This is a genomic window from Streptomyces sp. NPDC056480 (genome assembly GCF_042795405.1).
GTDB lineage: Bacteria > Actinomycetota > Actinomycetes > Streptomycetales > Streptomycetaceae > Streptomyces.
On the sequence record NZ_JBHTSA010000129.1, the window covers coordinates 1 to 22,264 of the forward strand.

The following is a 22,264-nucleotide window of genomic DNA, read 5'->3' on the forward strand; positions in this document are numbered from 1 at the left end:
TTGGACACACGAGACACTGGATCCTAAGGATTCGAGGACGGACATCTCGTGGTCATGAAGAACTATCCGCCGGAGTTCAAGGTGGACGCGGTCGCGCTGTACCAGTCGCGGCCCGGAGCGGCGATCAGGCAGATCGCCGCGGATCTGGGGATCAATCCCGAGACGCTGCGCAACTGGATCCGGGCGGCCGGCGCGAGCCGTCCCCGTGGTCACCGCGCGGAGGAACCGGCCCGGCCACCGGTGCCGCTGGAGGCGGAGAACGCCGCTTTGCGCGAGAAGGTCCGTGAGCTGGAGGAAGAACGCGAGCTCCTGCGGAAGGCGGCGAAGTATTTCGCCGGGGAGACGCGCTGGTGAACCGCTTCCAGTCCGCCGCCGACCACCAGCGCCGCTACGGCGTGAAGCGGCTGTGCACCATCCTCAATATCGCCCGCTCCAGCTTCTGCCACTGGCGCGCGACAGCCGCTGACCGGGCCGCCCGCCAGGCGGCCGACGCCCGCCTCGCAGCCCGGATACGGGCCGTGCACCAGGAGCCGGATGGCACCTACGGCGTGCCCAGGATCACCGCCGAGCTCCGCGCGGACGGCGAGCATGTCAACCACAAGCGGACCGCCCGCGTGATGCGAAGCATCAATCCGCAAGGAGTGCGGCTGCGCCGCAGACACCGCACCACGATCCCGGACGCAGCGGCCGCGAAGACCCCCGACCTGATCAAACGGGACTTCACGGCCGATACGGTGAACAGCAAGTACGTCGGTGACATCATGTATCTCTCTTTGGAAGGAGGGACGTTCTTGTATCTGGCCAGACACCCTCCACAAGGTCCTCGACGTCCTGGACTCCCTTCGCGCCCATGACCGCACGGTTGGCGTCATCAGCCACATCCTCGAACTGCGCCGCCGCATCCCTCATCGCCTCCACGTCCGCAAAGGCCCCACCGGATCCACCTCGCCCACCTGACCGAAACAGCCGAATAGCCCACGGACCCCCACCGGAAGACCACTCCGGCCACATCACTCCGGGGTGTCTCGTGCTGTGCCGCACACAGCACGAGACACCCCGATCGAGTTAAAGGAAGGGGTAAACAAAAGGCTAAAGAGGGTGTTAGTGTCCGGAGTATGGGGACGAGTGAGGAAGAACTGTTCGCGTCGGTCGACGCGCTGCTGGACGAAGGGCCGCAGCTCCCGCTTCCCGCAGAGCGCGCCCGGCTCCGCGAAGCCGCCGGCATCACCCAGGCACGCCTGGCGGCCGCACTGAAGACGTCGACGCAGAGCGTCAAGAACTGGGAGAACGGCCGCTCCGAACCCAAGGAGCCGCGCCTGTCGGCGTACCAGCGACTGTTGAACGGCTGGGCAGCGAAACACCCCACGCACGGCACCCCTCCCACCCCAGCCACCACCGCTCTACCCCAGCCCGAGGCCCCACACCGGCCCACCGCCGCGGCTGTCCACCCGCCGCACACCACACAAGACACGCACCCCGCGCCGGACAACGAACAACCCGCTCCCGCTTTCATGCCCAGCCATGGCTCCGGCGTCATGCCGACAACAGCGGCATCTCAACGGCACGCCCACAAGCCCGCCCCAGCCGCGCTCGACTCGCGGTTCCCGCATGGCCCGCTGGCCGTCCTGGACGCAGACGGGACCGCCTACGGCGTCGACGGCATCGTGCTGGACTGCCCGGCCACCACGATCGTGGAACTAGTGGAGTGGACCCTGCGCGAGTCCGGCCTCGGCGCGCCGAAGCTGCACCGCTACGGCAAGGACTCCGACCCCTTGATCGTCCTGACGGCAGCCGCGGCCGCAAAGTTCGCGCTGCCCGAACGCTTGGAGGACCGGCGCGGCCTGCGTCTTGCGGAGGACCACCCGGTCGTCAAGCAGGTACTGAAGGTGAAGTGGGAACTCACCCAGCGCGGGTTCGGCCCCTGGGCCCGGATCTACCGCAAGACCCAGGGACGCGACCGGCAGTGCGTCCAGCTCGCGATCCTCTGCTGGGACGCCCTTGACTCCCGTTCCTGGCCCGGCGTCAGTGAGGCGGAAATGGAGCCGGCCGACATCGCCCGCGTCCTGGGCATCTACGCCCAGCGAGTCATCACCCCCCGCGGCTCCACCGCCGTCTCCGGCCTGGAGCTGATGACCGCGCTGCGCCCGCCGACCCGACCGGTACGCGACGAAGAGACCGGCAACTGGGTCTCGGGCCACAACGCCGGTTCGCTGGGTACCGAGCCGGTGGCCCCGGCCCCGCCGGAGGCCCGCCCCGAGCACCCCGTGGTCGCCGGCTCCGGCTGGGAAGGCGGCTTCCTCAATGAGGAGGCGTACCAGTGGGTGCGCGACGTCGACCTGCTCACCGGGCAGGAGGCGGCGCTCCCGTTCGCGGTGGGCCTGGACCTGAACACCGCGTTCCTCGCAGCCGCCGCAAGGCTGATGGCCGGCCTGTCAGAGCCGGAGCACTTCGTGCGCCCGAAGTTCTACCCGAAAGTCCCCGGCTCCTGGCTGGTCGACTTCTCGCACATCGAACTGGACCCGCGTCTGCCCAGCCCGTTCACGCCGGACGGCACCCGCCCGACCGGCCCGGCCTGGTACCAGACGCACACCGTCGCCTACGCCCAGGAACTCGGCTACAACGTCGAGATCCTGGAGGCGTACCTGCGCCGCGAGACCGGCGCGTACCTGGACCCGTGGCACGACCGGCTCAAGACCGCCTACGTCGAGACCCTGGCCGACCTCGGTGTCACCAAGGACCTGTCGGATGCCGAGTTCCTGGCGGCGATGGAGGTCCACAAGCAGACCGACCCGGCGATGGCGGCCGTCCTCGCGGCGATCAAGGGCACGGTCAAGGGCGGCATCGGCAAGCTGTTCGAAGGCCCGCAGGGCAAGGGCTACCGGGACGGCGAGGAGTGGCCGGCGATGAAGCGCCCGACCTGGGCGCCCTGGATCCGCAACGCCGTCATCTCCAAGGCGCGGGTCAACATGCACCGCAAGCTGCTCAACATGGCGAAGATGACGGGCATGTTCCCGCTCGCGGTGCTCTCGGACTGTGTCGTCTACCCCTCGCCGAGCCAAAGCCCGCTGGACTTCCTGCCCTACGCGGAGTCCGGCAAGCCGATCCCTGGTGCTTTCCGCCTCGGGCCCACCCCCGGGCTGGCGAAGCTGGAGGGCGTCCAGGACATGGCGTGGGCGGTCGACCTGATGGAACAGGGCTACAACCCTGCCCGTCACATCAAGGGCGGCGGCCACGACGCCGTCCTCGACGACGGCGAGTAAGACCGTGAACGCCACGTACGCCGCCGCCCCATCCGCGCCGCGGCTGGAGGCCGACGCGGAACGGCAACGGACGCTGGATCGCCTAGAGACCCGCAGGGAAGCCCTCCGGCTCGCCCCGCGCGCCCACCGGGCCCCACCCCGCCGGCCCCTGCGGCGGCACGACCTGCGCGGGACCTGGTTCCGACTCGTCGGCCCCGACGGCCAGGCCCCCACCCACACCACTCTCGAAAGGAGCTGACCGGTGGCCGGAGAGATCGAGGACGCCATCGAGCGGGCGGAGCGCGAGCACTTCACCCAAGCCCCGCCCAAGACCCTGAAAAGCCAGATCAACTACCTGATGCGCCAGTTGGGCAGCGCCAAGGCCGTCGCGGCCGAGCTCGGCATCACCGCGGACTCCGTCAACCGCTACCGGCGCGGCGCCCGCAAACACCCACCCCGGCACATCCAGAACCGGATCGACGCCGCCGTCCGCTCTCGGTGGCAGCCCCTCGTCCTCAAACGCCGCCGGCGCAAGGCCGCGAGCAGCGGCGGAATCACCGTGGAGACGCGGGCCCGGTTCGGCTACCGCGCGCCGGTCGGCGCGACGGACGACGGGCGGTTCCGGCGTCTGACCGTGCACCTCCCCGCGGGCTACGCCCGGCGCCTGTTCGACGCCCGCGACCAGGGCGCGGACGATCAGCACCTGCGCGACATCGTGGCACAAGGGCTGCAAGAGGTGTACTTCAAAGATGGCGGACACCGCGCCGCCGATCTCGAAGTGGCCCTCAACGACATCGACTACTTCGACGTTTCCTACTGACGCCCCGCCTCTGCCACCAAGGCCTGAGTTCATGCGCCGGCGCACGACGGGGGAGCAGCAGCAGCCGGCCGGCGCCCGAGCCCGAGGCGACACCAGCCCCAGCCTCGGACGTGGCCAGAGACCTCGCGCAGGCAGTGCCGAAAGCCTCACACCCGCCTCGATTGCCCCGCCCGGCCCTCCCGCTGCCCCTGGGCTACCTACCGAACGGTCGATGCCCTCGAGGCACCCCGGCCACCAGGCGCGCTGCAAGAATGGCAAGCACGCCCCCTGACACCCACGCGCGCCCGGCGGGCACTCGAGCGACTTGCCGCTGAGCCCGCCCCGAGCGGGCGGGCACCGGCGCGGCGCTAAAGCGGCAGGACAGCCTGAGTCTGTTTGGCAGCGGTCTTCTGCGCGGTGAGGAAGTCCTTGACGGCCGGCCGACTCAACAACAACGTCACGGTCCGCGGCTTAGGCCGATGCCCGCCGGTGAGCTCGGTCAGAAAGTCCGTGGTGACGATGCGCCGTGCCGGCGCGTCGTGCACATCGTCGAGGACGTGCCTCTCCAGCAGCCGGGCCGCAGTCTCATCCAAGGTGTCCTCGACCGCCCTGTATGCAGCGACGGAATCCTGCTGAATGCCCTGCTGAGCACGGGCGAGCGCCTGCCGGAGCAGACGGTGGTGAAGCCAGTCGCCGTCGCCACCGGGGGCCGGGAACGCCTCGGCGGCAGCCTCACTGCGTTGACCATGGCTCCCGGCCGAGATGACAGCGGGCATCTTCTGCAGCAGGCCGGCGATCCGCTCCACCTCGAGTGGATCCGGCCCGTCCAGCCGAAGCTCCGGTTCTGGCCGCGCCTGGTCGATGTCGTCGCTCAGAACCTCCCATCGCCCACGTAGGTCGACAGCCCAGGACGCAGACACCTCCCACTCGTGCACCACACCCTCTACGACAAAAGCGATCCGTACCGCTTCCACGTCGCCGTCATGGCGTCGTGCGGCCGTGAGCAACGTGTCTGCTCGTTGCCGCAGCGCGACCGGCACATCGCTGCGAGCCACAAGAGCCGGATCGCCCTCGCTCTCCTCCCCGTCTTTGGCCAGGAGGACGAATTCGTCCGCATCAAGATGGTCGAGATCCCAGTACAGAACGCGGGCCCCGCAGGCCGAGGCCAGTTGGGCAACGCCATCAGCTTCGTAGTCGCCCTCACCAAGGGCCGCCCGCAGACCCGTCACACCACCCACCGAAGCCGAGATCAGCTGCAGCCCGTGCCGCGTGGCTAACTCGGACAGCGCATCGACAACTTTGCGCAGGTCGGAAGCACCCATGAAACAACCCCCAGCATGCCGTGATCAACTTGGCGCCGACCGTAGCCCGTGCCGACTCCGCCACGGAGCAGCTTGCGTAAATCGCCATCGGCCAACGGCAGCCTGCGGGATCATGAGAGTCCTGTCGCAAACCACAGAAACGATCCGCCACCCAACCGGCACGGCCTCCCTCGTCAGGCAGGGTGCGGGATGGCCTGAGCAGGCGAAGACCTGTGGATGCTGCGAGGAACGGACTGGCGGTGGCGGCAGCCGCCCTGATCGCAGCACCGGCTGCGACCCTCGGCCCTCTTGCCCAGCAACGCAGGAAGGAGCGCGCAGACAACCACCAGAGGCCGGAGGACGCGCAATCACCGGCGTGTGGCGGTCGGACTGTTGGCGCGCCCCCTTGGTGAGCCCGGCAGGCTTAAACAGGCCCTTGCGTACGTGCGTTCGAGCAGGCAGGGTTCCTGATTCTGAACACGTCACGAGCCCACTTCGACAGGAAGCGAGCGAAGACGCCATGCCCCAACAGCGGCAGCCCGTCCAGTCTGCTGATCGCCGTCGAGCACTTGGCCCGCGTGCAGGACCGCTTCGACACCCAGGAGCCCGACCCGACCGGCACGTCAGCCGACGACGACGGAGAGAACCGCGACGGCCTGAACCACCCCGAGGCGTAGCAGCGCCCCGGCGTTCGTGGTCCAGCCCCTGGAACGCGGCGTGGTGTGGCGGGTTGACGGGATGAGCATGGCCACCGAACCGGCCATCTCCCAGACCGGCAGCATCGACCGCAACCCGCAGCTCCCCGCCGGCTGGTGGACGGAACTCCGCAGCGCCCTGGAGGCTTTGGCCGGGCACACCACGGAGCGGGTCTGCGTCCGACAGGCGCACCTCACCGCCCGGATCGGGGAATCGTACGGCGACATCGTGGACACGACCGTCACCGACTGGGCGTGCGCGCACGGGGACATCGGCTGGGCGAACCTCACCGGCCCGGAGCTGACGGTACTGGACTGGGAGAGCTGGGGTACCGTTATCTAGATGTGTATTTGACCGCTGAGGGACATGAGTTCAGTACTCACTCTTCCGTGTGCCTTATGGCTATCCGATAGGTCATAGGGACGTTTGGCTCGTTGGGCCATCCGTGAAGTTCCATGCGGAGAAGGTGACGCTCCCCGGTGCCGTGCTCGCGGTGGCCTGGGTCGTGGTGGACGAGCTGTACCGGATGCACGTCGAGGCGACGACGTACCTGGAGAGCGTTCGCGGTCGGCACTGCTCGGTGAACACTCAGCGGGTGTACGCCAGCCGCGTCTCACTGTACCTGACGTGGTGCGACGAGCGAGGGCTCGACTGGTCGTCCCCGGGCTTCGAGAACCTCCTACGGTTCCGGGACTGGCTGATCAGCGAGCCCCTGCCTCCCCGGGGGAAGCAGCCCCCGGGGCACCACCGCTTCCGTCTGGACGGTAGCGGGGACGCTGTCTTGGGCACGATGACCGAGTTCCTGTGTTTCGGAGTCAGGCACGGTTGGACCACCGCAGAGCTCGCTATGACGCTCTCGCGGCCGAAGCATCTGAAGTTCCTCGCGCCTGGCCAAAGCGCTGGTGAAGGCGGACAGTTCCGCGAAATCCAGGCCCGGACCTTGAAGCTCAAGGGCGACGACCCGGGAATCGAGTTCTTCACCGCCGAGCAGGTGGATTTGATGATCCGTCTCGCCCGGAACGCTCGTGACCGGTTCCTGATCGTCCTGATGCGAGCCACAGGCATGCGGATCGGCGAGACTCTCGGCCTGCGCCGCGAGGACCTGCACCTGCTGCCCGACTCTCGGGCCTTGGACTGCTTCCACAGCGGCCCGCACATCCATGTCCGTCGCCGTGAGGACAACGCCAACAATGCCCTCGCGAAGTCCCGCAAGGGGCGGGTAATTCCGGTCGAGTCCGAGGTCATCGACTTCTACAGGGACTATCAGTGGGAGCGTGAACAGGTCCCGCAGGCCGCCGCATGCGACATGGTCTTCGTGAACCTCTTCCGGGCCCCGCTTGGCCGCGCCATGAGCTATCCGAACGCTAAGCAGCTCTTCGACCGGCTCGCCAAGTGGGCGGAGATCATCGCCCGGCCGCACATGATGCGGCACACTGCGGCCACCGAATGGCTCGAGGCCGGCGTCCCCGACGACGTGGTCTCTGACCTGTTGGGACATCTCTCGCCGCAGTCGCTCAGACCCTACAAGCACGTCAAGGACCGGCGGAAGCGCGAGGCGGTCGAGCGTGTTGCGGCGGCACGGCGATGACCGCGGTGACGACGGCGACCGCCGTCCAGCTGGCCGGACCGTCCCCGTTCGCCGTCGACTGGACCGGCTGGCAGAAGTGGCTGCGCGAGCGGGTCGATCCCCACTGGAGGCCGGGCGAGTGGGAGGAACAGTGGTGGCTGTTCACCGGTGATGCAGACAACCCCCGCACCTCGATCTGGAAGTGCCAGACGCCGCAGTGTGACCTCGGGATCTACTTCCGCCGGGGCCGCTGCTATGGCTGCGAGAAGGACCGAAAAGCGGCCGCGGTGGCTTGGGAAGAATTCGACCAGCTGCCCTGGAAGGCGAGACAACTACGCGACGGTGTTGACCCGGAGGACTGCCTTGTCACCCGGGACGGCACGCGATGTGGACGTGTCGGCCACTGCCAGGGGCTGTGCTTGGGCCATTACAGCACCTGGGCCAGACTGCGGCGAAATCCCGGAGGAGAGAGCTTCCCTGAAGCCGCCCAGTGGGCTGTCCTGGGCACTCTGAGGCCCTTTCCGGTCCCGGATGAGTGCTCGGTGGGCGGCTGCCAGAGCAAGGCCATGCACGAGAACACCGTGCTCTGTGTCTACCACCTGCGGAGGTGGAAGGTTGACGAGCGACGGTTTGGCCGCGCTACATCTGAGGCACTGGCCTGGGCTGCCCGGCAGGCGCCGGTGCTGACCGCGTACCGGTTCTCGCTGACTGGACTGTCGCCGCTACTACGGCTGGAGATCGCCTACGGGCTGCAGCGGCGCGACGAGATGGAGAGCCCGCTGGACCCACGGTCCTTGCGGCAGATTGTGCCGGTCATCGCCCAGCACGACTCGAGCCTGGTGATGCGCAACGATCAGTTGGCCGGGCAGTTTTCCAAGCAGCTGAACCCGCACGCCGTCTTCCGGCAGATCTCTTGGTCGGTCCGCCACGGATACTCCGAGTTCTCCGGAACCAGCCCTTGGGGCGAGGACCGCCTGGACCTCCGGGCCGTGGGACTGAGGTCGAGCAGCCGCACCGGGCGACGGCGGCAAGCCGGGGTTGCCGACCTGTCGGTGATCCCGCAGCCATGGCTGCGGGACCTGCTGCGGAAGCGGACCGAGGCCGAGCGGCCCGACAGCAACAAATTCGGACGCTGGCTGAGAGCCGCCACCCTGGCCGGCAAGGGCATGAACCGCATGCCAGGTGGCGGCCGCGAAATGGCCAACCTGGACTTCGCGCACATGCAGGCTGCCTTCGACGAGATCGCTTCCGACCGGCGCCGCGACGGAAAACTGTGCACGTCCAGCTTCCGCAGCGACGAACTGGGCTGCTTCTTCGGCTTGTTGGACTTCGCCCGGTTCGCCCAACTCCTCGACGACGCCCCAGGCAGCTTTGCGCGTCACTCCTCGCACCGCATCCCGAAAGAGGACAGCAACGAGGAGGAGCTCGGCAAGGCTATCCCCGAGCCGGTCATCGCCCAACTGGACCTCGCTCTGGATTCGATCTCCGTCGGGATCACCTACGGAGACTTGTCCGCTGACGAGATCCAAGAGATGTTCCAGACCCTCTACGTGGTGCTAAGGGACTGCGGGCGCCGACCGCTGGAAGTGGTCTCGCTACCGCGGCACTGCCTCGAACACGACGGTGACGACGTCGCGCTGATCTGGGACAACCACAAGGGCCACCGCCTGCGCCGGCGGCTCCCGCTCGGCCAGGAGACGGTCACGAGGATCAAGGCGTGGCAGCAGATCCGCGACCGGATCGCGGCGCCGGAGCACAGCGACGCCTACCTCTTCCCCGCGATCTCACGCTATAGCGGCACCGCCCACATGAACTCGGTATCGCTGAGCACAGCCATCCGCAACTGGGTGGATGCACTTCCCGAACTGCACGGCGAGGTGATCGGCAAGGACGGCGGGCTGCTGCCGTTCGACCGGTCCCTGATCTTTCCCTACGCGTTCCGGCACTCCTTTGCCCAGCGATATGCGGATGCTGACACGCCCCTGACATCCTTCAATCGCTTATGGATCACGATGATCCAAAGACAACGATGGGCTACTACCGCGTCACGCTGGAGCGGAAGCGGAATGCCGTGAAGAAGCTCAGCGCGCTCGTCACCGACCGGCACGGGACCCGGAAGCCGTGCTCGCCGGAAGCCTACGAGCACCGATCGGTCACCGTCCCCTTCGGCGGCTGCACGGAGCCGTCCAACGTCAAAGCGGGTGGGCACTCATGCCCGCTGCGATTCCAGTGCGCTGGCTGCGGTTTCTACCGCCCTGACCCGTCCTACCTGCCGGCGATCGAGGACCAGATCAACAGCTTGCGGGCTGACCGTGAGACCGCTCTGGCCATGGGCGCCGCCGACTACGTGATCGCCAACCTGACCGCGGAGATCGCCTCTTTCCGGAGTGTCGCGGCGAACATGCGTCATGAGCTGGCCGCCCTCCCGGAGGAGGAGCGAGCGGAAGTTGAGGAGGCCGCAGCGGTCCTTCGGCAGGTCAGATCCGGGAGCACGCGACCTCTGCTGCCGTTGTCCGTACTGCGGAAGCAGGCCCCATGACGGCGCCCCGGACATCCGCTCAGGTCCTGGCTGAGGCCCGTCAAGCCGACAGCCGACGCAAGCGGGAAAGTGTCCTCACGGCGCTGCAGAACGTGGCCGCGGAGGGTGATCACATCACCTTCGCCGCAGTCGCGCGAGCGGCCGGAGTGTCCACCTGGCTCGTCTATGCCAAGGGAGTGCGCGAGCACGTCCAGGAGGCGATCGACCGCCAAGACCGCCAGCCTGCGAAAGCACCGCGGACGGATCGACAGGCCAGTTCGGCGAGCCTGAGAACCGACCTTGCTCTGGCCCGGGAAGAGGTCACCGCGCTGAGAGGTGAACGCGATCGACTGCGTGAGGCCGTGCGGCAGAACCTCGGCCAGCAACTGGACCAGGTCAGCAATCGGCAGTTGAACGACCGCATCACCGAGCTGACGGAACATGTCCGAACACTGGAGCAGTCAGAAGCCCTGGCCCGCACCGAGTCCAGTCAGCTAGCGGCGCGCGTCGCCGAGTTGGAAGAAGAGCTCGCGGGAGCCCGCACCAGCCTGAGGCGGATGATCAAGCAGCAGGGGCCACACGCTCAGCAATGACCGCCACAGACTCCGAGCAGCTCGGGATGCCGGGCCCACGTCGCTCACGTCCCTCACCCTATGCACTCACTGCGAGCAGGGAAGATGAGATCCACATCTAGATAAGTACCGCGCCCGTCGGCTACGACGCGGCCTGCCTGTGCTCGGCATCGCTGCCGATCTTGGATTTGCCGGCCAAGCGCACCTGTGCCGGACTGTGCGCCAGCCCGTGGGCCATACACCGACAGCTCTCCTGCAGCCGCTTGTGCCTGCAATCGAAGTTACTGACCCCCACAACTGCCCAGGTGGCGGCGTGTGAAGAGGCACCGCGTAGACGAGACAGCCGATTGCTTCCCGGGCTTGGAGGGCTCGGATCCACCAGCTGTTGAACCGGATCGACTGGGACGCGGAGGAGGTCCTGGACGATGTTCGTGAGTATGTCGTGGAGCATCTCGGCGACCGGGAGGCGGTGCTGATCGCCGACGCCACCGGTTTCCTGAAGAAGGGTGTGAGGTCGGCCGGGGTTCAACGGCAGTACTCGGGAACGGCGGGGTGGACGGAGAACTCGCAGGTCGGAGTATTCCTCGCCTATGCGGCTCCGCTGGGTCGGACGCTGATCGACCGCCGCCTCTACCTGTCGGCGTCCTGGACGGACGACCGTGAACGGTGCCGGCGGGCCGGCATCGACGACACGGTTGCTTTCGAGACCAAGGTCGCGATGGCCAGGGCAATGGTCCGCCGCGCCATCGAGTTCGGGTGGGTGACCGCGGACGCCGGCTACGGCTACTCGAAAAGCTGGCGGACCGAGCACGAGCAGGCTGATGTCTTCCATGTCATGGCCACCACCCGGCACGACACCGTCGTCACCCGCTGGGCCATCGACCATCCCGTCCACGACCTGTTCCACGACCTGCCGAGGCAGAAGTGGAAGCGCCGCTCGTGCGGCAACGGGGCCCACGGGCCACGGGTCTTCGACTGGGCGCGGGTCGAGGTCAGGCCCTGGCACCGGGAAGACCGGCGGCACTGGGTGATCGCCCGCCGCAGCGTGAGCCGGCCCCAGGAGATCTCGTACTACATCGCCTACTGCCCCGCCGACGCCACCCTCGACCAGCTGATCCGCGTCGCAGGCAGCCGATGGGCCGTCGAGGAATGCTTCCAGACCGCGAAACAGGAATGCGGCCTGGACGACTACCAGGTCCGCCGCTACCCCGGCTGGCACCGGCACATGACGCTGGCCATGGCCGCCCACGCCTGCCTCACCGTCCTGCGAGCCCGCGAACTCGGCACGGAGAAAGCAGAAACGGATCCTCCGGCCTCGTCCCCCTCAGCCTTCCCGAGCTCAGACGCCTGATCCACCGCCTCACCCACCGCCACCCAGCGGTAGGGAGACATGGGTAACGAATGCTCGGGTCATGGCCTGTACGACGTCAGAGCATGGGTGGGTCGGTATCTCGGCCAGTTATGTGAGCACGATTCTTTCACCCGAGCGTGGAGGTGCCAGCATGAACGATTACACATACTTGCGCACATGCTCCGGAATGAAAGGCGATCTCTGCACGGCAAAGTAATATCCCTCGCAACACCTTCGGGGATCCCGAATAACACATAGACACCCAAGATCGGAACGGAGCCTAAAACATGAGCGTCCAGTTACTTCAGATGCTTTCCGCGGAGAACACCTCGGATCTTGCAGCATGCAATGGCAGCGCAGGTGCAGGCTGTACCGATTGGACCTGCACCAATGGCACCATCTGCGTGACAACATGCAGCCAGCAGCTGTCAGATTTCTGCGACAATTCGCACTGTATGAGCGGAACTCGCCCCTGACGCGCCAGACGCGGTCACCCAACGCGCTTAGCTTGAGTTTTAAGGTTTCCCCTTGGCTGTCAGGCCGAGGGGTTGTCCTTTTTCTGGGGTTTCTTGCCGATGGGGTGGCGGGGTGCGGGGCCGCTGGTGCGGCCTGGTGGGCGGCCGGGCCCGGGCCGGGAGGCTTTCGGCGGTTTTGCGGTTGTGTCGAGGATCCGCCGGATGCGGGGATAGCTTCGGCGGACCCGGCCTGGGGTGATCCGGTCCGGGGGCAGGGGTTTCTCCCAGGGTCTGCGGAGATCGTCGACGAGAAGGCGGGCGGGACGGAGTTGGGTGTGGACGGCCAGGATCAGCCAGACCCACCGGTCGGCCTGGGCGGGGTGACGCAGCCGGGGGCGGGTCAGGCCGGGCGTCTGTTTGAGGAAGCGGAAGGTGTGCTCGAGATCGAACCGGCGGAGGAAGATGCGCCACAGGCGGTCGACGTCATGAGCGCCGGCGTCGGGGTCGCTGTGCCACAGCCACAGCGGCCTGGGATCACGGCTGCCCGGCAGGTACTCGACCGCCAGGTGGACCAGTGTCCCTTCTGTGATGGGGAGTTCACCCTCGTGGGTGGTCCACGGGCCGCGGTGTTCCAGCTTCGGGTGCAGGTGGCCCCAGCAGCGGGCGATGACCGCGCCGAACCGGTCGTGGACGCCGGCGGACTCCTGGGCCGGGGCGGTGTGGGTGGCCGGTTCGGTGAGGCGGCTGCCGGCCCTTGGTGGGGCCGCGGCGTCGCCCTGCCGGGTGATGCGTGACCCGGTCGGCGCGGATCCGTCCGAGCAGCCGTACCGGTTCCTCGCGCAGCAGCCAGGACAGGCGCACGATGTCGTAGCCGGAGTCGAGCACGAACAGCACCTGGGGGTCGCCCTCGCACCACTGCCCGGCCTCACACAGGCGCCTCAGCAGGTCCCGGATCTGGGTGGCGGTGACCTCGGTGGGGTCGTCGTCCGGCGGACGGCCGGGGTGTTCGCACCGGGCTATATCGGTGAACTGGCCCGGATCGTGCCGTTTGAGTTGGTCGATGCGGTGCTGGCGGAGACCGGCCTCGAACCAGCCGATGAAGTACCTGGCGACGGCCACGCTGGAGAAGTGGCCGAACGGCTGGATGGTCACCGACTACACCCCGGAAGGGGCGCGCACGTGCTGAGGCGCGCGGCGGCAGCTGGGGGCGTGTTCCTGGCGGCCGTCCTCGTCCCGGCCGCGCACGCCGACGGTCCCGGCGGCGGCGTGTGCGAGGGCGGCGACATGGAAGTGACCGTGTGCGCCGAGGACGGGACGATCTCCGGCGGCCCCTCCGGCTCGACCACCCCGGCCGGCACGGGCAAGGGCTCTTCGAGCGGCGGGTCCTCGGCGCCGTGCACATACGAGAAGGTCGAACCGCAGCCCCCGGGCGGAGAACCTGGCGTGGGAGGGCAAGACCCCGGCAGACGGCGCGGTCTACCGGGTGAACTGCCCAGACTCCGGCCGGATTGGCGTCATGTTCATCCCGTCCGGCGGCGGCGCGCCCGCGCCCCGGCCGGGGTCCCGCTCGGCACCCAACGTGGTGCCGAAGACTATCCGGCCGAAACCTCAACGCCTCACAGTCCGTGCGCGAGTACCTCGAAGGCGGCGCCTGGCCAGATCCAACGGGGTGCCCACCACACACTGAACTCGTGAAGCGGGCGCAGGTTTCGGTCCCTGTCGCTATTTTGGGGGTAGCGGCTTCTCGATCATGGTGAGAGCGGGATGCGGCTTCGTAGGAGATCGAAGTTGGCGCGGCCGTACATCCGTCTCTCTGCTGACCTTGAAGTCGTCTTGTCGTAGGGGCTGACGATTGGTGATCGTCGCGGTATGCCGGGTGTATGAGGTATCCGTAGGGTGGGGGTCTGACCGCGGAGAGGCAAGCACCGGATACAGCGAGTCAAACTTCGGCGTTGAAGTTGTGGATCACGTCCCGGACCCGATCGTCGCTGGTGAACGACACCTCGGCGATCCGTGCCACCGGCATGCCCTGCGCGGACAACAACACCATCTGGGCCCGCCGCCACGTCACCACCGACCCCGTGCCGCGGCGGACGATCCGCAGTAGCCGTCGTCCCTCGCCATCATCGATCTCACGGACCCGAACTCGCTCTGCCCCCGGGGCGGGCGGTTCGGCCGTGCCACTGCGGGAGAGACTGGGGCGTGAGTACCGCACGACGCCGGGCCCTTGGCCCTGGCCCTGACGTTCCTGAGCCGGTCGGCCGTGACCCGCGCGCACTGACTGGCGTGGCCCGTGCCGCTGTCGGTGACGGGACCGTCCAACCCGCCACCGCCGCGCTGCGTCCCTGGAGCCCCGGCCTGCCCGGCGGCGTCTCGGCGGCGGTCCGGCCGACCCTCGTGCCGCGCTGATGCTCGAGCGCGGCGTGATCGTCTCCTACGAGACCATCCGGCGGTGGTGCCTGAAATTCGGGCAGGGCTACGCCAACAGGCTGCGCCGCCGGCGTCCGCGGCCGGGTGACAAGTGGCATCTGGACGAGGTGTTCATCAAGATCGGCGGCGAGCGGAAGTATCTGCGGCGTGCCGTCGACACCGACGGCAACGTCCTGGACATCCTTGTGCAGGACCGGCGTGACAAGGCCGCCGCCAGGCGTTTCTTCCGGAAACTGCTGAAGACGACCGGGCGGACGCCCCGCGTGGTGATCACCGACAAGCTGAAGTCCTACGGTGCCGCGCACCGTGAGGTGATGCCGTCGGTGGAGCACCGTTCCCACAAGGGGCTGAACAGCCGGGCGGAGAACTCCCACCAGCCCACCTGGCAGCGCGAACGCGTCATGAAAGGCTTCCGCAGCGTGGGCGGAGCGCAGCGGTTCCCGTCCGCGTTCACCGGCATCTCACTCCACTTCAGACCCGGACGCCACCTCATGACCGCGAGCCGCCACCGCTTCGAGATGACCCTCCGCCTCACCCTCTGGAACCACATCACCGGCAACACCAGCCTGCCCACCACCGCCTGAGCAACAGGCCAGCCGACGACCTCTTCTTGCCCTCAGCCGATCACACCACCAACAACGTGACAACGCCCACGCGGGCTCTCCTACTCGCTGGTTCATGTCTCTCGTTTGTCTCGGGTTCAGGCGCGGGGATTGAACGGGTCGGCGATGCGGTTTCCCGTGTCGATCCACACGGTTTTGATTTCGGTGTACTCGTTGACGGCCTCAATGCCGTTTTCCCGTCCCAGACCGCTCTCTTTGAACCCGCCGAAGGGCGCGACGTAGTTCGTCTTGCGGTAGTTGTTGACCCAGACGGTGCCGGCCCGCAGGCGCCTGGCCATGCGGTGGGCGCGGGCGACGTCGGTGGTCCAGACACCGGCGGCCAAGCCGAACGGCGTGTCGTTGGCGATCTCAACCGCATGGTCCTCATCGCGGAACGGGATGAGGACCACGACCGGGCCGAAGACTTCTTCGCGAGCGATCCGCATGTCGTTGGTGACACCGGAGAAGATGGTCGGCTCGACAAAGAGGCCCTTCGCCAGCGCCGGGTCATCCGGGCGCTTACCGCCGGTCAGCAGGGTGGCGCCCTCCTTCTGGGCGATCTCGATGTAGTCCAGGACCTTGCGATGCTGGGACAGGCAGGCGACCGTGCCCATCTCGGTCTCCGGGTCGAGCGGATCGCCGATCTTGATCTCCTTGGTGCGTTCCACCAGGGCTGTCGCGAACTCGTTGTACACGTCCTGGTGCACCAGGACCCGCGAACCCGCCATGCAGGTCTGTCCGGTGGCCGCGAAAACACCTGCCAGGACACCGTTGACGGCGTTGGACAGGTCGGCGTCGGGGAAAATGATGTTGGGCGACTTGCCGCCGAGTTCCAGCGAGACGCGCGCCAGCCGTTCCGCGGCGGTGACGGCGATCGTCTTGCCGACCGAGGTGGAGCCGGTGAAGGCGATCTTGTCGATTCCGGCATGCCGGGTGAGGGCGGCTCCGGTGGAGCCCCCACCGGTGACGATGTTCACCACCCCCTCGGGGAAGCCTGCCTCGGTGATGAGCCGGCCGAGGATGAGGGTGGAGACCGGGGTGACCTCGGACGGCTTGATCACCATGGTGTTCCCGGCGGCCAGCGCGGGGCACAGCTTCCACAGCAGCAAGGCCAGGGGGCTGTTCCACGGAGTGATGGCCGCGACGACACCGATGGGTTCACGCACGGTGAAGACGTGCATATTGGGGACGCTGCTCGCGAGCGTCTGACCGTGCATGGTCTCGGCGACCCCGGCATAGAAGTAACAGTGCCCGGCCAGTGCGCGCGTCTGCCCCGCGACCTCGCGGATGAGCTTGCCGTTCTCCAGGACCTGGACACAGGCGAGGTCGTCGGCACGCTCGGTGATCAGATCACCGAGGCGGCGGAGCAGGGCCGCCCGCCGGGACGGCGGCGTGGTCGGCCACGGGCCGCTGTCGAAGGCGGCGCGAGCGGCGCGGACGGCGGCGTCCACGTCATCCTCGCCCGCCAGCGGGACGTCGGCCCAGTGGCTTCCGTCAAACGGGTTGATCGAGTCGAAGCGCCGGCCGTCGGCGGCGTCGGTCCAGCTGCCGCCGATCAGCATCTGGTAGTGCTCGCGGCCGTCCGGTCCGGTCGGGGTGGGGGGCTGGGTCGGGCTACCGGTCGTCATGATCTGTGTCGCTTTCGAGGAGTGTGGCCTGATACGAGCGGCTCGTTATAGTTAGGCCGTGCCTTCGCCGGGCACTGTGGCCAGGGCATCCGCCGTACTGTCGGCGGGGCTGGCCCCGTGATGGCGAGGGCCGGACCGGAGCACGCCTCGGATGGCGACCAGTGAAATTAGTGCGGCGAGAACCATCATGACCCCGAGGGGCCACCACCGGGTACCGGTCGGGCCGGCCTCGGCTATGAGCGGGGTGGGTGCGCTGAAGACGAGGCCGCCGAGCGCGTTGCTGAGGGAGATGAGGGCGGCCGCGGTGCCGTAGATGAAGAAGTCGAACCATTCGATGGTGGTGTGCCGACGAGGCTGGCCAGCGCGGCGCGGCGTGCGGTCGCTGCTGGGAAGTGCGGGGTCGCAGGACGTGGGGTCATCGTCTCCTCATTCCTTCGTGCCGGGTCTGGGTGCGGGGGCAGGGGCTTGTCCGCTCGCCGGCTCAGTGGACGGGCGGGCGGCGGTGCGGGCGGCCGCCTGCTCACCGGCGATGCGGCCGAAGACCAGTGCGCGCAGGACCGAGGTCGCGCCAGGGTAGGCGTGGTGATAGATACCGGCGACTTCACCGACCGCGTACAGGCCGGGGACGGGCGTGCCCTTCTCGGTCAGGACCCGGGCCTTGGCGTCGGTGCGCAGTCCACCGAAGGTGAAGGTGATCGCGCAGGTCACCGGCCAGGCAACGTACGGCGGCTCGTCGATGGGCCGGGCCCAGTTGGATTTGGGCGGCTCGATTCCTGTGGTGGCGACGCCGTCGAGCTGGGTGATGTCGAGGTCGCCGGGCACGGCGGCGGCGTTGTATGTGTCCACGGTTGCGCGCACGGCGGCGGGGTCGATGTCGAGGCGGGCCGCGAGCGCTTCGAGGGTGGGGGCGGTCTCTGGTGACCTGTCGGTCAGTACGGCGCGGTCGATGTCGTGCCGCATGAGCTTCTGGTCGGCGATCAGGAAGGCGAACTGATCGGCCTCGTGCCAGATCCTGTAGGCCACCTCTTCGAAGGTGTTGTCCGGGGTGTCGGCGCCTTCGTCGAGGAAGCGCTGCCCTCGGTGGTCGACGAGGATGCCGTAGGGGTAGGCCATGACGAGCGCCTCGGCGGTGCGGGTCCGGGGGTCGATCGGTTCGCCGTGGAACCGGTCGAACTGCCCGTCGGTGTCCGCCCCGACCTGCATTCCCATGACGATGCCCTCGCCCTGGTTGGCCCTGCCGCCGGGGCTGATGGTGGGCAGATCCGGTCCGTGCTCGCCGAGGTGTTCCCGCAGTAGCTCCGCGCTTCCTTCGAAGCCTCCACAGGCGAGAACGACGGTGGTGGCCCGCCATGCCCGTTCCTCGCCAGTGGCGTCCGTGCCGACCACGCCGCAGACGGCTCTGTCGTCCTGGCGGAGGGCCCTGGCGGTCACCTCGTATTCGATGATGCCGCCGAGTTCGGCGATGCGGCCGCACAGCCGGTCGACGATGGCCCCGCCCCCTCCGGCAGGCATGAGGCGCGGACCCTTGGAGGTGAGGAAGTACGTCGGGCCAGAGGTGGTTTCGACGCCTTGGGCGTGCAGCCACTCCACCGTGGGCTTCGCGTGCTCGCTGAGGGTGCGGATGATCTCCTTGTCAGTCCGGCCGCGGCTGAGCTCGTGCATCCGCTCCTCGAAGTCCGGCGCCGGAGTCCCATCCGGCTGCAGGCGGAAGAACGAGCCCGTCCATGCTGTGTTCCCACCGCGTCGCTGGCGTGATGTGCGTTCCAGGACGACGACGCTCGCACCTGGCGCGGCTTCCAGAAAACGCACGGCCGTGGCCAGACCGCCAGCGCCGCAACCGACGACCACAAGATCAACTTGGATTTCGTTCACTGTCTCTGCCCTTGTGTGTTGCGTGCCTCACAGATTCGACCACGCAGCGGTTTCAATAAACCATTTCCGTGGGCACTGTGTTCGGCTCGCCCCCATAGAAGCACGGGCGACAGTCCCACACAACCCATCAGGCGGTGTCGTCAAACCGTTTTTCGGTTTACGATGTCGGCGTGACCACAGACGAGAAGACCCCGACCGACGCCCGGACCGAGGTGGTCCGCAGCGTCGTCCGCGTTGCCGAGCTGCTGCAGCTCTTCGACGCCTACCACCCGACACGGCCCCTGCGGGACCTGGTGGAACTGACAGGCCTGCCCAAGACGACGGTCGTCCGGCTCCTGGCGACGCTGACGTCACTCGACCTGATCACTCCCACTGGCGAGATGGTTTACGGCCTCGGAGCCGGATTCCTGCGCTGGGTCAGGCTGTCCCAGCGCCTGTGGGAGGTGAACGCCGAGACCCGCGCAGTGATGCGCGATCTGGTGGACGAGTGCGGCGAGACCGTCAACATCTACGTCCGCCAGGACACCGACCGCATCTGCGTCGCCCAAGAGGAGGGCACCGCGACCGTGCGCAGCATCGTGGAGGTCGGCGTCCCCATGCCGCTCACAGCAGGGGCAGCAGCCAAGGTCCTCCTCTGCGACACCCCTGCTGCCGTGTTCGACGAACTCGCAGCGAAGGAGGAACAAGTGGACATGGACGCCCTCAAACGGCAGGTGGCCGCCGTAAACGAGACCGGCTACGCGGTGACACACGGCGAACGCGAGTTCGGAGCCTCAGCAGTCGCCGCCCCCGTCCGCGCCCAGGACGGCAGGGTCATCGCAGCCCTGTCCGCCAGCGGCCCCACCTCCAGGTTCACCGCCGAGCGGATCGTCGACTACGTCCCGGCGGTCACCCGCGCTGCCGCGCGGATCACCGAGACCGGACTGGGCACCATGGAGGCGTTCCTGTGAGCCCGGCCCTCCTCGATGGCGTGCGCGTCCTCGACATGACCAACGTACTGTCCGGCCCATTCGCCGGTTACCAGCTCGCCCTCATGGGCGCCGACGTCATCAAACTGGAAGTGCCTGGCACCGGCGATCTGGCCCGCCAGCTCGGTGCGGACCCCCAACTCAGCAGCGAGAACCTGGGCGTATCGTTCCTGGCGCAGAACGCGGGCAAGCGCTCGGTCACCCTCAACCTGAAAAAGAAGCGGGGCGGCGAGGTCTTCGCGAGGCTCGTCGCTGAGGCGGACGTGCTGCTGGAGAACTTCCGTCCCGGTGTCCTGGAACGGCTGGGCTTCGGCTGGGACCGGCTGCGCGAGATCAACCCGCGCCTTGTGTACTGCGCGCTGTCGGGATTCGGCGCCGACGGCCCGATGCGGGAACGGCCCGCATACGACCAGGTGATCCAGGGCCTCTCGGGCACCATGAGCATCACCGGGACGCCGGACACGGCGCCGCTGCGCGTCGGCTACCCCTTTTGCGACAGCATCGGCGGCATCGCGGCAGCCTTCGCTGTGGCCTCCGCCCTGCTGCGCCAGCACCGCACGGGGGAGGGCGCCCACCTTGACGTCTCCATGCTGGACGCCACCTTGACCTCCATGGGCTGGATCGTCTCGGACTACCTCATCGCGGGCCGCGAGCCGATGCCCATGGGAAACGAGAACAGGACCTCCGCCCCCTCAGGCACCTTCGACACCGCCGACGGCAAGCTCAACATCGCCGCCAACAAACAGGAGCAGTTCGAGGCTCTCTGTGCCGTCCTCGACCAGCGGGAGCTGATCACCGACCCCCGGTTCGTCACCCGGGAAGCCCGCAAGACCAACCGCGACACGTTGCGCAAGGAGTTGGAGAAGACACTGCGGACGAAGTCCGCCGAGGATTGGGACGCGGTCCTGGTACCGGCAGGAGTACCCGCCGCGCCGGTGCTGACCGTCCCCCAGGCACTGAGCTCGCCGCAGGTCAAGCACCGGCGGCTCACACACCGGGTACCCGCGCCGGCCTTGAATGGCCGCGAGCTGACACTGCTCGGCAGCGCGGCACACGTCGACGGCGAGAGCCTGGCCCCGTCCGGGCCGCCGCCCCGACTCGGTGAGCACACCGACGAGGTTCTTCAAACGCTCGGCTACACCCCGGACGACATCGCCCGGCTGCGCGAGGAGGGAGCGGTATGAGCGGCTCGCCCCAGGACACGCCCACTACGGAGCAGGTCACCGGATGGTGGGCGACGGCCATCTCGGACATCAGCCCGGGAGTCATTCGCCTTCGCGGGTATCCCATCCAGCAGCTCATCCAGCACGCCTCGTTCGCCGACATGATCTGGCTCCTGCTGCGCGGCGAACTGCCCAACCCCCGCCAAGCAGCGCTGCTGGAGACCGCGATGGTCGCCGCGGTGGACCACGGTCCTCAGGCCCCCTCGATCGCGGCGGCACGCATGGCGGCGACCTGCGGCGTTGGCCTCAACAGCGCCGTGGCGACGGGGGTCGGCCTCCTCGGTGATGTCCACGGCGGTGCCGGACAGCAGTGCATGGAGATCCTTACGGGCATCCGCGACCGCGTCGACAGCACCGGAACACCCATCGCCGACGCCGTCGGTGAGCACCTCGCCGAACTCCGCGCCGCAGGACGGTACGTTCCCGGCTTCGGACACCGGTTCCATCCCCGGGACCCACGTCGGGACCCGCTCATGGCAGCCCTCACCGACGGCGTGAAGAACGGTGTCGTCGCGGGAGCGTTCCAGGAAATCGGCTTGGAGATCGAACGACAGCTGGCGGCCGGGCGCCCCCGCCCCGTGCCCATGAATATCGACGGCGCGACCGCGATCATCTACAGCGAGCTCGGCTTCGCCCCCGATCTCGGCCGCGGCCTGTTCGTCCTGTCGCGCGCAGTCGGCGTCCTGGCGCACGCCTGGGAGGAGAAGGAGCAGGGGCGACGCATCAAGGGCCCCATTCCCCCGCCGCTCCTCCCCACCTATCGCGGCGCCGGAACACGCGACGTGCCCACCGGCCGATGACACCCCTTGTGTCAACCTCACACCGCGAGAGCCAACGTTTGTGGTTCCGTGAAGCGTTGCACTCCGCCGTGTCGGTCGGGCTGGTAGGGCTCGTAGTTGAGCCAGCACCGGTGGATCACGCGGTCCAGGCACGGGCCAGGACACGGACGGGCCTTGACCCCTGATGTTGGACACACGAGACACTGGATCCTAAGGATTCGAGGACGGACATCTCGTGGTCATGAAGAACTATCCGCCGGAGTT

At 67.9% G+C, this 22,264-nt stretch carries 17 protein-coding genes and 3 pseudogenes; 15 read left to right on the plus strand and 5 right to left on the minus strand.

Annotated features, from left to right (window positions below):
- Window positions 1-54 precede the first annotated feature (54 nt).
- From ACFQ79_RS34470 to tpg, 4 genes are all read left to right on the plus strand, one after another.
- Window positions 55-354, plus strand: coding sequence for a transposase (locus tag ACFQ79_RS34470; RefSeq protein ID WP_383590780.1), 300 nt, complete (start codon window positions 55-57; stop codon window positions 352-354).
- Window positions 351-854 carry an IS3 family transposase gene (locus ACFQ79_RS34475; protein ID WP_383590752.1) on the plus strand — a complete coding sequence of 168 codons (504 nt, stop codon included), beginning with the start codon at window positions 351-353 and terminating at the stop codon, window positions 852-854. The genes ACFQ79_RS34470 and ACFQ79_RS34475 overlap by 4 nt, the downstream gene beginning before the upstream one ends.
- Window positions 855-1,115: 261 nt before the next feature.
- On the plus strand, window positions 1,116-3,260 hold the full coding sequence (tap, locus tag ACFQ79_RS34480; protein WP_383590753.1) for a telomere-associated protein Tap: 2,145 nt from the start codon (window positions 1,116-1,118) through the stop codon (window positions 3,258-3,260).
- Between the two features lie 241 nt (window positions 3,261-3,501).
- Complete coding sequence (tpg, locus tag ACFQ79_RS34485; RefSeq protein WP_383590755.1) at window positions 3,502-4,059, plus strand: telomere-protecting terminal protein Tpg; 558 nt, start codon at window positions 3,502-3,504, stop codon at window positions 4,057-4,059.
- A 347-nt stretch (window positions 4,060-4,406) separates the two neighbouring features.
- Here the strand turns inward: tpg and ACFQ79_RS34490 are convergent, their stop codons facing one another.
- Window positions 4,407-5,360, minus strand: a complete 954-nt coding sequence (locus ACFQ79_RS34490; RefSeq protein WP_383590757.1) for a hypothetical protein — start codon at window positions 5,358-5,360, stop codon at window positions 4,407-4,409.
- Window positions 5,361-6,083: 723 nt separating this feature from the next.
- Here ACFQ79_RS34490 and ACFQ79_RS34495 point away from each other — a divergent pair.
- The 6 genes and pseudogenes from ACFQ79_RS34495 to ACFQ79_RS34520 all read left to right on the plus strand — a co-directional run.
- The gene (locus tag ACFQ79_RS34495) at window positions 6,084-6,377 is read left to right on the plus strand and encodes a hypothetical protein (protein ID WP_383590759.1); all 294 of its coding nucleotides are present in this window, start codon (window positions 6,084-6,086) and stop codon (window positions 6,375-6,377) included.
- 103 nt (window positions 6,378-6,480) lie between these two features.
- Complete coding sequence (locus ACFQ79_RS34500) at window positions 6,481-7,623, plus strand: tyrosine-type recombinase/integrase (protein ID WP_383590761.1); 1,143 nt, start codon at window positions 6,481-6,483, stop codon at window positions 7,621-7,623.
- Window positions 7,620-9,677 (plus strand): site-specific integrase, encoded by a 2,058-nt coding sequence (locus tag ACFQ79_RS34505; RefSeq protein WP_383590763.1) that lies wholly within the window; start codon window positions 7,620-7,622, stop codon window positions 9,675-9,677. The genes ACFQ79_RS34500 and ACFQ79_RS34505 overlap by 4 nt, the downstream gene beginning before the upstream one ends.
- Window positions 9,632-10,141, plus strand: a complete 510-nt coding sequence (locus tag ACFQ79_RS34510; protein ID WP_383590764.1) for a hypothetical protein — start codon at window positions 9,632-9,634, stop codon at window positions 10,139-10,141. The genes ACFQ79_RS34505 and ACFQ79_RS34510 overlap by 46 nt, the downstream gene beginning before the upstream one ends.
- Window positions 10,138-10,713, plus strand: coding sequence for a DUF6262 family protein (locus ACFQ79_RS34515; protein WP_383590766.1), 576 nt, complete (start codon window positions 10,138-10,140; stop codon window positions 10,711-10,713). Before ACFQ79_RS34510 ends, ACFQ79_RS34515 begins: the two co-directional genes overlap by 4 nt.
- A 343-nt stretch (window positions 10,714-11,056) precedes the next feature.
- Window positions 11,057-12,043, plus strand: a pseudogene (locus tag ACFQ79_RS34520) (IS701 family transposase); the annotation flags it as partial.
- Window positions 12,044-13,095: 1,052 nt separating this feature from the next.
- Here ACFQ79_RS34520 and ACFQ79_RS34525 read toward each other — a convergent pair.
- Window positions 13,096-13,650 (minus strand): transposase, encoded by a 555-nt coding sequence (locus ACFQ79_RS34525; RefSeq protein ID WP_383590768.1) that lies wholly within the window; start codon window positions 13,648-13,650, stop codon window positions 13,096-13,098.
- A 774-nt stretch (window positions 13,651-14,424) separates the two neighbouring features.
- Window positions 14,425-14,713, minus strand: a pseudogene (locus tag ACFQ79_RS34530) (helix-turn-helix domain-containing protein); the annotation flags it as partial.
- Between the two features lie 71 nt (window positions 14,714-14,784).
- On the opposite strand from ACFQ79_RS34530, the gene ACFQ79_RS34535 reads away from it, so the two are divergent.
- Entirely contained in the window at window positions 14,785-14,907 is a 123-nt protein-coding gene (locus ACFQ79_RS34535; protein ID WP_383590770.1) for a hypothetical protein, read from the plus strand.
- Window positions 14,904-15,512, plus strand: a pseudogene (locus tag ACFQ79_RS34540) (IS6 family transposase); the annotation flags it as partial. The gene ACFQ79_RS34535 and the pseudogene ACFQ79_RS34540, both read left to right, overlap by 4 nt.
- A 116-nt stretch (window positions 15,513-15,628) precedes the next feature.
- Here ACFQ79_RS34540 and ACFQ79_RS34545 read toward each other — a convergent pair.
- Both ACFQ79_RS34545 and ACFQ79_RS34550 read right to left on the minus strand, forming a co-directional pair.
- On the minus strand, window positions 15,629-17,158 hold the full coding sequence (locus ACFQ79_RS34545) for an aldehyde dehydrogenase (protein WP_383590772.1): 1,530 nt from the start codon (window positions 17,156-17,158) through the stop codon (window positions 15,629-15,631).
- 426 nt (window positions 17,159-17,584) lie between these two features.
- Window positions 17,585-19,030, minus strand: coding sequence for an FAD-binding protein (locus ACFQ79_RS34550; protein WP_383590774.1), 1,446 nt, complete (start codon window positions 19,028-19,030; stop codon window positions 17,585-17,587).
- Window positions 19,031-19,200: 170 nt separating this feature from the next.
- Between ACFQ79_RS34550 and ACFQ79_RS34555 the strand changes: the two genes are divergently transcribed.
- Genes ACFQ79_RS34555 through ACFQ79_RS34565 form a run of 3 tightly spaced genes read left to right on the plus strand, consistent with a single transcriptional unit; the run spans window position 19,201 to window position 22,021 of the window.
- Complete coding sequence (locus ACFQ79_RS34555; RefSeq protein ID WP_383590776.1) at window positions 19,201-19,980, plus strand: IclR family transcriptional regulator; 780 nt, start codon at window positions 19,201-19,203, stop codon at window positions 19,978-19,980.
- A complete protein-coding gene (locus ACFQ79_RS34560; protein ID WP_383590777.1) occupies window positions 19,977-21,182 on the plus strand; it encodes a CaiB/BaiF CoA transferase family protein in 1,206 nt (401 codons plus the stop codon). Before ACFQ79_RS34555 ends, ACFQ79_RS34560 begins: the two co-directional genes overlap by 4 nt.
- Complete coding sequence (locus ACFQ79_RS34565) at window positions 21,179-22,021, plus strand: citryl-CoA lyase (RefSeq protein WP_383590778.1); 843 nt, start codon at window positions 21,179-21,181, stop codon at window positions 22,019-22,021. Before ACFQ79_RS34560 ends, ACFQ79_RS34565 begins: the two co-directional genes overlap by 4 nt.
- Window positions 22,022-22,264: the final 243 nt, after the last annotated feature.